Consider the following 15,964-nt stretch of genomic DNA (forward strand, 5'->3'; position numbering starts at 1 on the left):
CCAGAAGATGGTACAGACGAAAGTAACGTGGTAACAATTCATTTGAAGCATAAACATGAAACAGTTACTAGAGACAACGTGGTAACTAGAACAATAGAGTACCGAGATGAAAAAGGTAATCTACTAGATACTAAGAGTCAAAGTCTAACGTTTACCCAACCAGGCGATAAGGATCTAGTAACAGGCAAAGTAACTTGGAGCATAAATGTTTCAAGTCAAAGCTTCGACGAAGTGAAGACGCCAGAAAAGGCAGGCTATACTCCAGATAGAGCTGTTGTTCCAAGTGAAACAGTAACATTTGATATTAAAGATTACACAGAAACTGTAGTATATAAGGCAAATGAACAAACCAGTCGAGTAGTATATGTGGATGATGACAACGGTGGACAAGAAGTCAAGCAAGGTAGCATATCTGGCAAGACAGGAGAAACTGTAAAGGTTACCCCAGAAGTACCAGAGAATTATGAGGAAGTAGCAGGAAATCCAACGGATTACACCTTCCCAGAAAATGGTACTGATGAAAGTAACGTAGTAACAATTCATTTGAAACATAAACATGAAGCAGTAACTAGAGACAAAGTAGTAACAAGAACAATAGAGTATCGAGACGAAAAAGGTAATCTACTAGATACCAAGAGTCAAAGTCTAACGTTCACCCAACCAGGCGACAAAGATCTAGTAACAAACCAAGTAATTTGGAACACAAATGTTCCAAGTCAAAGCTTCGACGAAGTGAAGACGCCAGAAAAGGCAGGCTACACTCCAGATAAGGCAAGCGTAACAGCTAAAGAAGTAACAATTAATGATAGCAATACGACAGAAGTTGTAATATATAAAGCTAATATCGTAAATGTGGTAATTAATTATGAAGACAACATGGGAAATAAGCTTGCCGATACTGGAACTGTATCTGGTAAAGAAGGAAATGAGTTTACTACTCAAGCCTTAGAAATTGCTGGTTACCACTTAATTTCTGAGAGCAAATTGGTTCATGGTATTTTTGGTAAGACTTTAGAAATTACCTTTGTATATGAGAAAAATAGTACAGATTCTACAAAGAATACAAACCAAGTTGATAAGAACGATAATAACGGTAAGGAAAGTAAAGTAGAAACTAAAACTAAGAAGTCCAATGATTTCAAAAATACTATTAACTCTAAAGATAAAGTGAATACTAAAGTATCAAGCCAAACATTACCACAAACTGGTGATCAAAAAGATAATACTGCTAGTTTAGTAGGATTAATCTTAATGAGTTTAGCAGGTTTATTCGGATTTAAGCGCAAGAATAAACGTGATAACTAAATAATTATAAAAGACTAATTTATTGGAAAAATCACAAAGTTAATAAAATTATGTGATGATTAACAATAGGTTAGTCTTTTTTAATTTGATTAAATAGGCATGTTAAGCTTGTAATCATTTTGTGATAACGATAACAAATATAGATCTTCATAAATTTTTTTGAACTTAATTTAAAGTTATAAATATTGATAAGTCGGCATTATATGCCATAAAATCTATTGTGCAAAAAAAAACAAAATTAACATTTTAAAAAAATAAGGTATAATAAAATTGTAAGCGTTATATAAAATAAAAATAAGTTCGGAAAATATCGCTAATTTTTAAGGAGGTTTTCAAGATGGCTGGTATTGATTTTGATAAATTAAAAAACATCGTTGATGACAAGTTTGAAACAGTTCGTGTTCTCGATAATGATGGAAATGTTGTTAACAAGGATCTATTTCCTGATTTAAGTGATGAACAAATTGTTGAATTATTTAAGAAAATGGTTTGGTCTCGTGTCCTAAACGAACGTTCAACTAAATTGAATCGTCAAGGACGTCTAGGTTTCTTCGCACCTACTGCAGGTGAAGAAGCTTCTCAAATTGGATCAGAATTTGCAATGGAAAAAGAAGACTATATCCTTCCAGCATACCGTGATGTTCCACAATTGGTATTACATGGATTGCCTTTATACAAAGCATTCTTATGGTCACGTGGTCATGTTGATGGAAATAAATATCCTGAAAACTTCAATGCACTACCACCACAAATTATTATCGGTGCTCAATATGTTCAAGCTGCAGGAATTGCTTTAGGTTTGAAGAAAAAGGGTTCTAAGAATGTAGCTTATACATACACAGGTGATGGTGGTACTTCTCAAGGTGATTTCTACGAAGGTATCAACTTCGCAGGTGCATTTAAAGCTCCAGCAATTTTTGTAGTACAAAATAATGGATACGCTATCTCAGTTCCTCGTGCAAAACAAACAGCTGCTAAAACATTAGCTCAAAAAGGTGTGGCAGCTGGAATTCCATTTGTTCAAGTAGATGGAATGGATGCACTAGCAATGTATTCAGTAATGAAAGCTGCACGTGAATATGCAGCAGCTGGTAACGGTCCAGTATTAATTGAAACATTAACATATCGTTTCGGACCACATACTTTATCTGGTGATGATCCTAAGCGTTATCGTACAGCTGAAGAAGAACAAGAATGGAAAGAAAAAGATCCATTAATTCGTATGCGTACTTACTTAGATAAGAAGGGTCTATGGTCTGAAGAAAAAGAAAAGGCATGGACAGAAGAAGTAAACAAGGAAATCGATGAAGCAATGGTTCTAACAGAAAAAGCACCTAAGCAAAAAGTTAGCGAATATCTAAAGAATGTCTTTGTTGATACACCTGCAACTATTCAAGAACAAATTGATAAATACACAAAGAAGGAGGCTGAATAACCATGGCTAAAACAACAATGATTAAAGCTATTACAGCGGCAATGGATGAAGAATTAAAGCGTGATGACAATGTCTTAGTATTTGGGGAAGACGTTGGTAAAAACGGTGGTGTTTTCCGTGCAACTGATGGACTTCAAGAAATTTACGGAGAAGATAGAGTGTTTGATACACCACTTGCTGAATCTGGTATTGGTGGTTTAGCAGCAGGTTTAGCCTTCACTGGTTTTCGTCCAGTTCCTGAAATTCAATTCTTTGGTTTTGTTTTTGAAGTAATGGATTCAATTGCAGGACAAATCTCCCGTGAACGTTATCGTATGGGAGCAACTCGTAAGATGCCTGTTACATTTAGAGCTCCATTTGGTGGTGGGGTTCATACACCTGAACTTCACTCTGATAGTTTAGAAGGCTTGATGGCTCAAACACCAGGTTTACGCGTAGTTATTCCATCTGGTCCATATGATGCTAAGGGACTGTTAATTTCAGCTATTCGTTCAGATGATCCAGTTGTATTCCTAGAACATATGAAATTATATCGCTCAGTTAAAGAAGAAGTTCCAGATGAAGCATACATCGTACCATTGGACAAAGCAGCAGTTAAGCGCGAAGGTAGCGATGTAAGCATCATAACATATGGCTACATGGTTCAAGAAAGTTTGAAAGCAGCTGAAGATTTAGCTAAAGAAGGAATTAACGCTGAAGTTGTTGATTTACGTACAGTATCTCCACTTGATGAAGAAACAATTTTAGCTTCTGTTAAGAAAACAGGTCGTGTTGTACTTGTTCAAGAAGCACAAGCACAAGCAGGAATTTCTCCAGCGGTAGCTTCATTAATTGCAGAAAAAGGTATTCTTTCATTAGAAGCACCAATTGGTCGTGTAAGTGCACCTGATACACCATATCCATTTAGTGAAGCTGAAAGTATATGGTTACCAAATAAAAAAGATATCGTAGAGAAAGTTAAAGAAGTTGTGAACTTCTAATTTGGAGGGTGAAATAATGAGTAAATATCAATTTAAATTGCCAGATATCGGTGAAGGTATTGCAGAAGGTACAATTGGCGAATGGCATGTTAAGCCTGGTGACAAGGTGGAAGTTGATGGAGATTTAGTTCAAATTGAAAATGATAAATCTGTTGAAGAAATTCCTTCCCCAGTTTCAGGTACAGTAACAAAAATATTGGTTGAAGAAGGCGAAACTGCTGAAGTTGGTCAACCATTGATCGAATTAGAAGTTGCAGAAGGAGAAGGTAATGTAGCTGACGATGCTCCTGCTGCAGAAACTGAAAAAGAAGAAAAAGTGGAAGCTGCACCAGCACCAAATACACAACCAACTCCACAAGTTGCAGATCATAGCTTACCAGTTCTTGCAATGCCAGCAGTTCGTCGCTATGCACGTGAACAAGGAATTGACTTGAAGTTAGTACCAGGCTCTGGTCGTCATGGTCAAGTATTAAGAAGTGATATTGATGCCTTTAAAGCTAATGGTGGTGCAGTTGCTGCTGCCCCTGAAGCAACACCAGTTGTGGAAGAAGCAGCACCACAACCAGCTCCTAAGTTACCTGCTGGAGATGCTCAATGGCCTGAAACACGTGAAAAGATGTCAGGTATTCGCAAAGCAACAGCAAATGCAATGGTGCGTTCAGTATCACAAATTCCACATGTGCATGTCTTTGATGAAGTAATTGTTGATAAATTATGGGCACATCGTAAGAAGTACAAAGAACTTGCTGCAGAACGTGATGTTCGTCTAACATTCATGGCATATATGGTAAAAGCATTAGCCGTAGTTATGAAAGAATTCCCAATTTTCAATTCATCTGTAGATATGGATAAGCATGAAATTGTTTATAAGGATTACATCAATGTAGGAATTGCTACAGATACAGATAGAGGATTATTTGTTCCAAATGTAAAACATGCTGATAGCACAAGCTTATTTGGTATTGCTAAACAAATTACTGAAAACACAGCTAAAGCTAAAGATGGTAAATTAACAGCCGGTGATATGAGTCACACAGGTATGTCAATTACAAATATCGGTTCAGTAGGTGGCGGTCACTTTACACCAGTAATTAACTGGCCAGAAGTTGCTATTTTAGGTATGGGTCGTATTACTGATGAACCAGTTGTTGTTGAAGGTGAAGTAAAGATTGCTAAAGTCTTGAAGTTATCTTTGGCATTTGATCATCGCGTAATTGATGGTGCAACAGCTCAACGTGCAATGAATCGCTTGAAAGAATTATTAAGTGACCCAGAATTGTTATTAATGGAAGGATGATAGGCTAATGGTAGTTGGAGATTTTGCAATAGATTTAGATACAGTTGTTGTAGGTGCTGGACCTGGTGGATATGTAGCTGCAATTCATGCTGCAGAATTAGGTCAAAAAGTTACTGTAATTGAACGTGAATACATTGGTGGTGTATGTTTAAATGTTGGATGTATTCCTTCTAAAGCTTTGATTGAAGCTGCACATCATTACCAACATGCAATGGATTCTCAAGAAATGGGACTTCAAGTTACAGCTGCTAAGCTAGACTTCGATAAAACAATTGAATGGAAGAATAACGTTGTAGCTCGTCTAACAGGTGGGGTTGCTTCCTTATTTAAGAAACATAAGATTGATGTTATCTGGGGAAATGCATATTTGAAAGATAGTCATAGTTTACGAGTAATTTCTGATGATGATAAGGCTCAAACATATACATTCAATAACTTGATTATTGCAACAGGTAGTCATCCAATTGAAATTCCTAACTTCAAGTTTGAAGGACGTGTACTTGATTCTACTGGTGCTTTGAACTTAACAGAAGTTCCTAAGGAATTAGTTGTTGTAGGTGGTGGCTACATTGGTTCTGAATTAGCATCTGCTTACGCTAACTTAGGCTCTCATGTAACCATCCTTGAAGGTGGAGATATGATTTTAGCTAACTATGAAAAAGACTTAGTTAAAGTTGTAGAACATCACTTCAGTGAACAAGGTGTAGATATTTACACTAAAGCTATGGCTAAGAATGCAGAACAAACAGATAAAGATGTAACTGTTACTTTCGAAGTAGATGGCGAAGAAAAGAAAATTACAGCTGATTATGTCATTGTTTCTGTTGGTCGTCGTCCAAACACTTCAAATATGGGCTTAGAACAAGCTGGTGTAAGTGTTGATGAACGTGGTTTAATTCCTGTTGATGCACAAAGTCGTTCAAATATTCCTAACATTTACGCTATTGGTGACGTAACAAAGGGATACGCATTAGCTCATAAAGCTTCTTACGAAGGAAAGGTTGCAGCAGAAGCTATTTCTGGCAAACCAACAGTTATTGATTACCATGCAATGCCAGCTGTATGTTATACAGATACATCCATTGCAACAACAGGTTTGACATTAGCTGAAGCAAAGGAAAAAGGCTTTGACGCTAAGAAAGCACAATTCCCATTTGCAGCTAATGGTCGTGCAATTTCAATGGGTGAAACAGATGGATTTATCCGTTTAGTATTTGAAAAGGAAACAGGCGTCTTATTAGGTGCTCAAATGGTTGGTAGCAACGCTAGTGATTTAATTAGTGAATTAACTTTGGCTATTGAATGTGGTTCAACAGTTGAAGATATTGCATTAACAATTCATCCACATCCTTCCTTAAGTGAAGCTGTTATGGATACTGCTGATGTTGCCATTGGATTCCCAACAAATATTTAATAATTAAAGTAAAGGACCGGTATGTATCAGATATCGGTTCTTTGTATAAAAGTAATTAGTAGAGGAAGATGAAAGTTATGGAAAAAATGCAATACGTTGTAATGAAAACAGATGATATTAGAACAAACCTGGCCACAGAACAATATTTAATGAATAGCGATAAGATAAAACCTCCGTTCATGTTATTCTACATTGAAAAGCCATGTATTATTGTTGGTCGTAACCAAAATACAATGGAAGAAATCAACCAAAAATATTGTGAAGAACATGGAATTACTATTACACGCCGTCTATCAGGTGGTGGAGCTATGTACCAAGATTTAGGTAACCTTTGCTTTAGTTTCGTAGTACCAGCAGAAAATCAAAAATTTGGTGACTTTAAATCTTTAGTACAACCTGTTGTAGATGCTTTGCATAAGATGGGTGTAACAGGTGCAGAAACAACCGGACGTAATGATATTGTGGTCGATGGTAAGAAATTCTCTGGTAATGCAATGTATACGCGTGGTGGCAAAACTTTCTCTCACGGTACACTAATGTTTGATGTTGATACTGATGCAGTTGCTGATGCTTTACGTGTTCCTAAGGATAAGATTGAATCTAAAGGAATTAAATCAGTACGTTCTCGTGTTACAAACCTAAAGCCATATGTTAGCGAAGAATATAAAGACTTTGATACATTCCAATTTAGAGATGAACTAATTAAACTAATTTGGGGTGTTAACTCTTTAGAAGAAGCACAACAATATGAATACCAATTAGATGACGAAGATAAAAAAGGTATTGAAGCAATTGAACAAAAGCTTTATAAGAACTGGGATTGGGTATATGGCAAGTCTCCAGAATTCACAGTTAAGCGTCGCAAACACTTTACTAGCGGTACAATTGATGCACGTTTCTTAGTTGAAGATGGTAAGATCAAAGATATTAAGATTTACGGTGACTTCTTTGGTTCAGGCGATGTAAAAGATGTCGAAGATGCTTTACGTGGATTGAAGTATGATGTGTCAACTATAAAAGAAGCATTAGGCAAACTTGATTTGAATAAATATTTTGTTGGAATTGATGCTGAAGATATTAAAGAATTAATCTCAACACAACAATAGTAATTAAAGTAAAACTCGTCGATTTGGCGAGTTTTATTTATTCCAGGCTGATATGTTACAATAATTATGTAAGTATATTGATTATTGTATGTAGGAGGGAAGCGTGGGACTAATGGCAACAAGAGCAGAATTAAAAAATGAAGTAAAAGATGCTTTTCGTGGAAATTGGAAAAAAGCGATAGGATTATCAATAATACCAATTGTATTCACAGTAATAACAGTATTTACGATTTCAGCATTTTTACAGGTACTATTGTTAGTAATGCATAATAATTCAGATGTATTTAATAACATTTCGAATGATGCGACTGCTAATTCAACTGGGAATGGTGGAACCTATAGTACCAATGTTGTTTCAAGTATTATTGGAATTATGATAAATCTGGGGATTCAATATACCTTTTTAGATTGGCTTCGTGGCAAAAGCGTGGAAAGTATCAACAATTTTAGAAGCATGTTCCAAGTGTTTTCTAAAAGATATTTTATTCCAGTATTAGTGATGTATATTATCCAATGGGTATTACAATTCCTATGGTCATTACTTTTCATTATTCCTGGGATTATTAAGGGATATTCATACTCACAAACTTATTTTATCTACAAAGATATTGAAGCTAGTGGTGAAAAAGCCAATTACAAATATCCTGATTATGTAACTTTAAGTAGAGAATTGATGAATGGACATAAGTGGGAACTATTCCTATTAGATTTAAGCTTTATTGGCTGGCATATTGTGTCAATTCTTACATTTGGATTAGGTTATATTTGGTTGATTCCATATATGAGCGCAACAAAGGCTGCATTTTATCGAAATTTAGCTGGAGATAAATTTTTGAAACAAGATAGAGTTTATGATGCTGAATTTAAGGAAATGTAAAAAAAAATAAGATACTGGCACCAATAAGATCAAAGCTTATTGGTGCTTTTTTGAGGGTAGGTGAAAGAAATGGTTGCTTGGCAAGCTGCTTGGTATTATGAGAATATTGATTTTTCGGCGATGCCATTTAAGATGAGAGAATTATCTCAATTAATAAAAATTACGTCTTTTTTATCAGGCAAAGAATTACGATTAAAATTAACCAATTACTATGGCAAAGAAGAACTCATTTTTGATGAAATTTATGTAGCTCTAACAGCTGATATGAAAGAAAAACAAAGAGTAACAGCTTTGTATCAGGATACGATTGTAATTCCACAAGGAGAAGCAATTTGGACAGATTCAATAGACTTAGATATTAAAGTTGGACAAACAATCTATATCTATATGAAGTCTTCGCAGGAACAAGAATACTGTGATTTTAAGTGTACTTATGAAACATCTTTGACTAACGCTTCTTTTGCCCGTAGTGCTAATTTTCTACCTAAATTAAGCGATACTTGGCAAAGTAGAAAAGGGTGGTTTTGTTTAGAAGAAGTAGATGTATGGACGAAAGCAACTCCTAAATATTTAGAAGTTACAGGAGATTCGCTAATGGAAATGGGAATGATAACAGCTCCTTTAATGCAATATCTGATGACCGTACATCCTGACGAAGTAACAGTGCTAAATACTGCTATTTCTGGAAGTCGCTTAATTCATGATGCTCCCCATGATCAACCTATTTATGAAACCTTTGGAGAGAGTTTATTAAGTAGAATGGTTAGAAATAGGAGTGGCTTTAAACCTGAGTTGACGATTGTTTCAATTGGGGCGAATGATTTGATGCTACCATTGATTAGTGAAGTAGCTGCAAGACAAAAAATAACTAAGGATAATTTTTTTAATGCTGTCCAGAGGCTAAATGAAATTTTAGAAAAGCGCAATAGTGAATTAATTTTGCTAGATATACCACCATTTACGCTTAGTCACACTGGTCGGCCAGATGATAAAGAGCTACAAGCACAAAAATTTAGAAAAGAATTAAATAGCAAATTTGCTACAATTCCTGAGACAGTGCCCACATCACTTCTTTTAGAAATGCTACCATGTGGCGTACAAAGTGCATATGATTTTGGTGACCATATGCATATCAATCAGGCTGGTGGTAGGGTTGTAGCAACTAAATTAATTCCTAAAATAGAACAAGAACTATTTCATTAAAAAAATGGCAGCAAAGCCTAGTTTTAAAGACTTTGCTGTCGCTTTTGTTAATTAATCAGAGCCGATAAGTTTTTCTACTTGTTTAGATAAATTTTCCCAAGTTAGAGGGGAAGCTTCCCTAAAGTCATCAGAGAATGTAGAATGATTTTCTCTAGGAATGATATAGCCAACAATTTCGCTTGTAGCTCCACGTACGGCTAATTTTTTATCAGTATCATCCCAAATAACAGTCCAGTAAGGTCCTTCTAATGCATCGTCAAACATGTATTGAACACCATCAAGAATAGTTTTCTCGATAACTTCTTGTTCAGTTGCATCAGGATATCCATTAGCTTTAAGCCAAAATAATTTTTGTTGAACTTCGCCCATATCATCAGGGATGAAATTAAGCATGTTGTACATTATTATCGTCCTTTCAAAATAGAAATGTTAAGTATATTTTATCAAAAATAAAGAGTAGCACCAACTAATAAAGTTGATGAAAAAGTAGATTTATAAGTTATAATAAGGGTAATCAAAATAAGGATGGTGTTTTAAATGCGAGCAATCTTAACTACTATTGGAGCAGATAAGGCAGGTATAATTGCCGGCGTAAGTACATATTTAGCTAAAAACCAAATCAATATTCTTGATGTATCTCAAACTATTATGAATGGATACTTTACAATGATGATGATGGTAGAGATTCCGGATGAAAAAGTAGATTTCGAAAAAATCACAACAGAACTCAATGAATTGGGTGAAAAGTTGGGTGTAGAAATTAAAATTAGAAACGAAAAGTTATATCAAGCGATGCATCAACTATAAGATGAGGTGATAGAGCATGGATACAGCGCAAATCCTTGAAACAATCAAGATGATTTCAGAAGAAAATTTGGATATTAGAACAATTACAATGGGAATTTCTTTGCTTGATTGTATTGATAGTGACAGTGATAAAGCATGTCAAAAAATTTATGACAAGATAACAACTAAAGCTAAAGATTTAGTGAAAGTTGGAAATCAAATTGCAACAGAATATGGAATTCCAGTTATTAATAAACGAGTTTCAGTAACACCGATTAGTTTGATTGCTGCAGCTTCTAAAGATAAAGATTATGTTAAATATGCTAAAGCTTTAGATAGAGCAGCACAAACTTTAGGTATTGATTTTATTGGTGGTTACTCGGCTTTGGTGCAAAAAGGTTATCAAAATGGGGATAGTACTTTAATCAAATCATTACCTCAGGCTTTAGCTGAAACAAATCTAGTATGTGCTTCTGTAAATGTTGGTTCAACAAGAAGTGGAATCAATATGGATGCAGTTAAAGAAATGGGGCAAGTTGTTAAAGCAGCTTCAGAACTAGATTTTATGACAAATGCTAAGATGGTTATTTTCTGCAATGCAGTTGAAGATAATCCGTTTATGGCAGGAGGATTCCATGGAGTTGGTGAACCAGATGCAGTTATTAATATGGGTGTTTCTGGACCTGGTGTTGTTAAATCAGCTCTAGAAAAAGTTAAGGGCGCTTCTATGGATGTGGTAGCAGAAACTATCAAGCAAACAGCGTTTAAAGTTACAAGAATGGGCCAATTAGTAGGTAGTATTGCCGCAGAAAAATTAAACGTACCATTTGGAATCGTTGACCTATCTTTAGCACCAACACCTGCCGTAGGTGATTCTGTTGCCCAAATTTTGGAAGAAATTGGCTTAGAACAAGTTGGAACACATGGAACAACTGCAGCTTTAGCGATGTTAAATGATGCAGTTAAAAAGGGTGGCATCATGGCATGTAGTCATGTAGGTGGTTTATCAGGTGCATTTATTCCAGTTTCTGAAGACGCTGGCATGATAGATGCAGTTAATGCTGGATCACTTAATATTGAAAAACTAGAAGCAATGACAGCTGTTTGTTCAGTAGGGTTAGACATGATTGCAATTCCAGGAAATACACCCGCTGAAACAATTAGTGCGATGATTGCAGATGAAGCTGCAATTGGTATGATTAATAATAAGACAACTGCCGTTAGAGTTGTTCCAGTTCCTGGAAAAGATGTTGGCGAAACAGTTGAATTTGGTGGCTTATTAGGACATGCTCCAATTATGGCAGTTAATAAGGTATCTTCAGCAGATATGATTAATCGTGGTGGACTTATTCCAGCACCTGTTCATAGTTTTAAAAACTAGAAATTGCATGATAATGGCTGATACTCTTTAGGATAATCAGGAAAATAATTTAAGAATGCTATCGATTGAAATGAATATTTAAGACAAATTAAGAATAAAGCAGGTAAATAAAATCTGTTTTATTCTTTTTTATTAAGTTAATTTGACGGTTTATGATCGATAATGGTAAATTATTGAGTGTAAAGATAATATTTTGACGGTATATTACTATTATTTTAACTTTAATAATATAATTTTAACAAAGAAATAAGTTCTTTATTTCTTTTATTAACAATAATGTAAACGGAAACATAAGTATAAAGAAGTATTTTGGTAAATTCTATAATTTTTATGAAAGAAAATGACTTTTTTTGACTATTTATGATTGAATTTAATTGAGAATAGTGGTACTATACTAGAGGAGGTTGTGAAAGTGCTTGCAGAAGAAAGACATAGAATAATTTTAGAACTGTTAAAAGAGCATAACGTGGTTAAGTTACAGGATATCTGTGAAAGAACACAATGTTCAGAATCATCAGGAAGAAGAGACTTGCAGTTATTGGAAGAACGTGGATTGTTAGTTCGTGTCCATGGCGGTGCTAAGATGAAGCAACCTTTGCAACGAGAACTTGATGTAATGGGGAAATCCACTCAAAATATTCAAGAAAAAGAAAGTTTAGGAGCAAAGGCAGCAAGTTATATTCAAGATGATGACGTTATTTATTTAGATGCTGGAACTTCGACTATAGCAATCATTCCTTATTTATCTGAAGATCAGCATTTAACTGTTGTTACAAATGGAGTTGAGCATGCTTCATTATTAGCCGATAAGAATATTAGGACTTTCTTGTTAGGTGGTAGATTGAAGAATACTACTAAAGCAATTATTGGTGTTGAAGCAGCAAATGATTTGAAAAGATTTAGATTTAATAAAGCATTTTTAGGAATCAATGGTGTCCATGAAAAGTATGGATTGACAACTCCAGATCCTGATGAAGCTGAGATTAAAAGAACCGCACTTGAAAGAAGTGAAAAAGGCTATGTAATCGCTGATAAGTCTAAATTTGGTTATGTGTCTTTTGTGAAAGTTGCAGATGTTACAGATGCAACAATTATCACAAGTACTTTACCTGCTAGTGTAGCTAAGCAGTATAGTTCACAGGCAACAATACAGGAGGTTATATTATGATTTATACGGTAACAATCAATCCATCTATTGATTATATCGTGCAACTAGACAAGCTCACCTTGGGAGAAGTTAATCGTATGGACTACGATAACAAGCTTCCAGGTGGGAAAGGTATTAACGTTTCTCGTATCTTAAAGGAATTAGGTCATGACAATATTGCATGGGGCTTTCTTGGAGGATTTACCGGGAATTTTGTAAAAGAAGAACTTGAAAAAGTAGGTTTGAAGACAGATTTCACTCCAATTGCAGCTGATACTCGTATCAATGTTAAAATTAAGGCTCAAAATGAAACAGAAATCAATGGTCAAGGACCTAAGTTGACTGAAGAAGAAATCAGTGCTTTTACAGAAAAATTTGACCATTTAACATCAGATGATGTTGTTATTTTTGCTGGAAGTTTAGTACCTAGTTTAAATGATGATTTCTACTTTGATTTGATTAAGATCATTCGTTCAAAAGGAGCTCAATTTGTAATTGATACAACTGGCGAAAGCTTACGTAAGACCTTAGCTGAAAAGCCATTAGTTGTTAAACCAAATAATCATGAATTAGCTGATTTATTTGGTGTCGAATTTAACGGAATAGACGACATTGTTAAATATGGTCGTAAATTGCTAGACATGGGTGCTCAAAATGTTTTAGTTTCTATGGCAGGTGATGGTGGCTTGATGATTACCAAAGAAGGTGTGTGGAGATCGTTAGCTCCTAAGGGAACTGTTATTAACTCTGTTGGTGCTGGTGATTCTATGTTAGCTGGTTTTGTTGGTACTTATGCAAGTACTAAAGATCCAATCGAAGCATTCCATTATGGGTTGGCTTCTGGATCTGCAACAGCATTTTCTGAAGATTTGGCAACTCGCAAAAAGATCGATGAAATTTATGCTCAAATTACTATTGATGAATATAAATAGAATTGTTTAGGAAAGGAACGGTTTAATATGGATATTCGTAGTTTGTTAATGAAAGATATCATGATTATGGATCTTAAGGCTACTACTAAGTCTGAAGTAATTGATGAAATGGTACATAACTATTATGAACATGGAATCATTGATGATGAAGATCTTTATAAGAAAGATATCATTAAACGTGAAGAAGAAGGTTCAACTGGTATGGGCGATGGAATTGCTATTCCACACGCACATGACGCTGCAGTTAAGAAACCAGCTGTACAATTTGCTAGAAGTGTTGCAGGTGTTGACTATGACTCAATGGACGGCCAGCCAGCTCACTTATTCTTCATGATTGCAGCTCCAGAAGGTGGAGATAATACTCATTTGCAGGCCTTAGCTGCTTTATCACAAGTATTGATGAACCCAGATGTTGTAACAGCATTGAAAGCTGCAGATACACCTGACAAGGTTCAAGATATTTTTGCAGAAGCTGTAGCTAAGAAGGAAGCTGAAAACAAGGCTGAAGAAGAAGCTGAAAAAGCAGCTGCAAATAGTAATAGTGATCGTCCATATATTGTTGCTGTTACTGCTTGTCCAAATGGTATTGCACATACTTACATGGCTGAAGAAAACTTAAAGAAGAAAGCTAAAGAATTAGGTGTTGATATCAAAGTTGAAACAAATGGTTCTGAAGGTATCAAACATCGTTTAACAGCAGATGAAATTTCAAGAGCTGTCGGTGTTGTTATCGCTGCTGATAAGAAAGTTGAAATGAACCGTTTCGATGGCAAGCCACTTGTAAATAAGCCTGTTAAATCTGGTATCCAAGAACCAGAAAAATTAATCCAACAAGTTTTGGATGGAAAGGCAGCTATTTATCACGCAACAGGTGATGATAGTAGTTCTTCTACTGAATCTGATGGAACTGTTTGGGGTAACATCTACAAGCAATTAATGAATGGTATTTCACACATGCTACCATTTGTTATTGGTGGTGGTATCTTAATGGCGATCTCATTTATTGTTGAACAATATATGGGTGGTGCCAAAGCTCCAGCATTTATTTTCTTAAATAGTGCAGGTAATTTAGCATTTGCATTTATGGTACCTGTATTGGCAGCTTACATTGCTGAATCAATCGGTGATACTCCTGCTTTAATGCCTGGTTTCGTTGGTGGATTCATGGCTTCTATCGCTAATGCTTCCTTAGGTGGATCATATCATGTTAACTTCCAAGCTAACTCAACTTCACCTGCTGGATTCTTAGGTGGTATTGCAGCTGGTTTTATTGCTGGATACTTGATTTTAGGTATGAAGAAGATGTTTGCAGGATTACCACGTTCAGTTGAAGGTATGAAACCAATGCTTCTTTATCCAGTATTCGGATTGCTATTCATTGCTTTGATTATGTACTTCATTGTTAACCCAATCTTCAGTACAATCAACCTATGGATTACTCACTTCTTGAATGGTATGGGTACTGGAAACTTAGTTCTATTAACATTAGTATTAGCTGGTATGATGTCTATTGATATGGGTGGTCCTTTCAACAAGGCTGCTTATGTATTTGCTTCAGGTGCTTTCGCTAACGATCCTAAGTCTACAACTGCTGCTATTTTGATGGCTGCCGTAATGGTTGGTGGTATGGTTCCTCCATTTGCAACAGCTATCGGTACTGCATTCTTCAAGAACAAGTATACTGAAGATGAACGTCGTGCAGGTGTTACAAACTGGATCTTAGGATTCTCATTCATTACAGAAGGTGCTATTCCATTTGCAACAGCTGATCCAGGTCGTGTAATTCCATCATGTATCATTGGTTCTGCTGTTTCTGGAGCAATTGTTGGTGCTATGAGAATTGGTATTCCTGCTCCTCACGGTGGTTTCTGGGTATCACCTTTAGCAACAAATATTTGGGGTTACTTCTTAGCTGTAATCGTTGGCTCTATCGTAGCAGCTTTGATTATGAGTTTCTGGAAAAAACCAGTTAATGAAAAATAATTATAAAGAAAAGTGGATGTAAAAGTCCACTTTTTTTAATTGTAAAAGATATTTAATTTGTCAGAGTTAATGATTTAGCATATCATTATATTTGTTAAATAATATTGAAGGAGCAATA

14 protein-coding genes are annotated in these 15,964 nt (G+C 35.4%); 13 read left to right on the forward strand and 1 reads right to left on the reverse strand.

Going from position 1 to position 15,964, the window contains the following annotated elements:
* The 8 genes from OZJ21_RS03245 to OZJ21_RS03280 all read left to right on the forward strand — a co-directional run.
* Positions 1-1,305: mucin-binding protein (locus tag OZJ21_RS03245; protein ID WP_268857435.1), on the forward strand; the 1,305-nt coding region annotated here is incomplete at its 5' end.
* A 337-nt stretch (positions 1,306-1,642) separates the two neighbouring features.
* Complete coding sequence (gene pdhA, locus OZJ21_RS03250; protein WP_003700825.1) at positions 1,643-2,740, forward strand: pyruvate dehydrogenase (acetyl-transferring) E1 component subunit alpha; 1,098 nt, start codon at positions 1,643-1,645, stop codon at positions 2,738-2,740.
* 2 nt (positions 2,741-2,742) lie between these two features.
* Complete coding sequence (locus OZJ21_RS03255) at positions 2,743-3,720, forward strand: alpha-ketoacid dehydrogenase subunit beta (RefSeq protein ID WP_268857436.1); 978 nt, start codon at positions 2,743-2,745, stop codon at positions 3,718-3,720.
* A gap of 16 nt (positions 3,721-3,736) precedes the next feature.
* Positions 3,737-5,017, forward strand: coding sequence for a 2-oxo acid dehydrogenase subunit E2 (locus OZJ21_RS03260; RefSeq protein ID WP_014568083.1), 1,281 nt, complete (start codon positions 3,737-3,739; stop codon positions 5,015-5,017).
* Between the two features lie 7 nt (positions 5,018-5,024).
* On the forward strand, positions 5,025-6,431 hold the full coding sequence (gene lpdA / locus OZJ21_RS03265; RefSeq protein WP_003704973.1) for a dihydrolipoyl dehydrogenase: 1,407 nt from the start codon (positions 5,025-5,027) through the stop codon (positions 6,429-6,431).
* A gap of 86 nt (positions 6,432-6,517) precedes the next feature.
* On the forward strand, positions 6,518-7,537 hold the full coding sequence (locus OZJ21_RS03270; protein ID WP_081509002.1) for a lipoate--protein ligase: 1,020 nt from the start codon (positions 6,518-6,520) through the stop codon (positions 7,535-7,537).
* 103 nt (positions 7,538-7,640) lie between these two features.
* Entirely contained in the window at positions 7,641-8,414 is a 774-nt protein-coding gene (locus tag OZJ21_RS03275; protein ID WP_180375859.1) for a DUF975 family protein, read from the forward strand.
* 69 nt (positions 8,415-8,483) lie between these two features.
* Positions 8,484-9,617, forward strand: coding sequence for an SGNH/GDSL hydrolase family protein (locus OZJ21_RS03280; RefSeq protein WP_268857439.1), 1,134 nt, complete (start codon positions 8,484-8,486; stop codon positions 9,615-9,617).
* Between the two features lie 51 nt (positions 9,618-9,668).
* Here OZJ21_RS03280 and OZJ21_RS03285 read toward each other — a convergent pair whose 3' ends face one another.
* Positions 9,669-10,019 (reverse strand): hypothetical protein, encoded by a 351-nt coding sequence (locus OZJ21_RS03285; protein WP_011475559.1) that lies wholly within the window; start codon positions 10,017-10,019, stop codon positions 9,669-9,671.
* A 135-nt stretch (positions 10,020-10,154) separates the two neighbouring features.
* Here OZJ21_RS03285 and OZJ21_RS03290 point away from each other — a divergent pair, with 135 nt between their 5' ends.
* The 5 genes from OZJ21_RS03290 to OZJ21_RS03310 all read left to right on the forward strand — a co-directional run bounded on the left by OZJ21_RS03290 (position 10,155) and on the right by OZJ21_RS03310 (position 15,846).
* On the forward strand, positions 10,155-10,424 hold the full coding sequence (locus tag OZJ21_RS03290; protein WP_003703119.1) for an ACT domain-containing protein: 270 nt from the start codon (positions 10,155-10,157) through the stop codon (positions 10,422-10,424).
* A gap of 16 nt (positions 10,425-10,440) precedes the next feature.
* Complete coding sequence (locus OZJ21_RS03295) at positions 10,441-11,784, forward strand: PFL family protein (RefSeq protein ID WP_268857437.1); 1,344 nt, start codon at positions 10,441-10,443, stop codon at positions 11,782-11,784.
* Positions 11,785-12,196: 412 nt separating this feature from the next.
* On the forward strand, positions 12,197-12,952 hold the full coding sequence (locus OZJ21_RS03300) for a DeoR/GlpR family DNA-binding transcription regulator (protein WP_049164832.1): 756 nt from the start codon (positions 12,197-12,199) through the stop codon (positions 12,950-12,952).
* On the forward strand, positions 12,949-13,863 hold the full coding sequence (pfkB, locus tag OZJ21_RS03305; RefSeq protein WP_191355884.1) for a 1-phosphofructokinase: 915 nt from the start codon (positions 12,949-12,951) through the stop codon (positions 13,861-13,863). Before OZJ21_RS03300 ends, pfkB begins: the two co-directional genes overlap by 4 nt.
* Before the next feature lie 27 nt (positions 13,864-13,890).
* Entirely contained in the window at positions 13,891-15,846 is a 1,956-nt protein-coding gene (locus OZJ21_RS03310) for a PTS fructose transporter subunit IIABC (RefSeq protein WP_003700844.1), read from the forward strand.
* The last annotated feature ends 118 nt before the right edge of the window (positions 15,847-15,964 follow it).

Source organism: Ligilactobacillus sp. UO.C109 (assembly GCF_026847815.1).
In the GTDB taxonomy this organism is placed as follows: Bacteria; Bacillota; Bacilli; order Lactobacillales; family Lactobacillaceae; genus Ligilactobacillus; species Ligilactobacillus salivarius.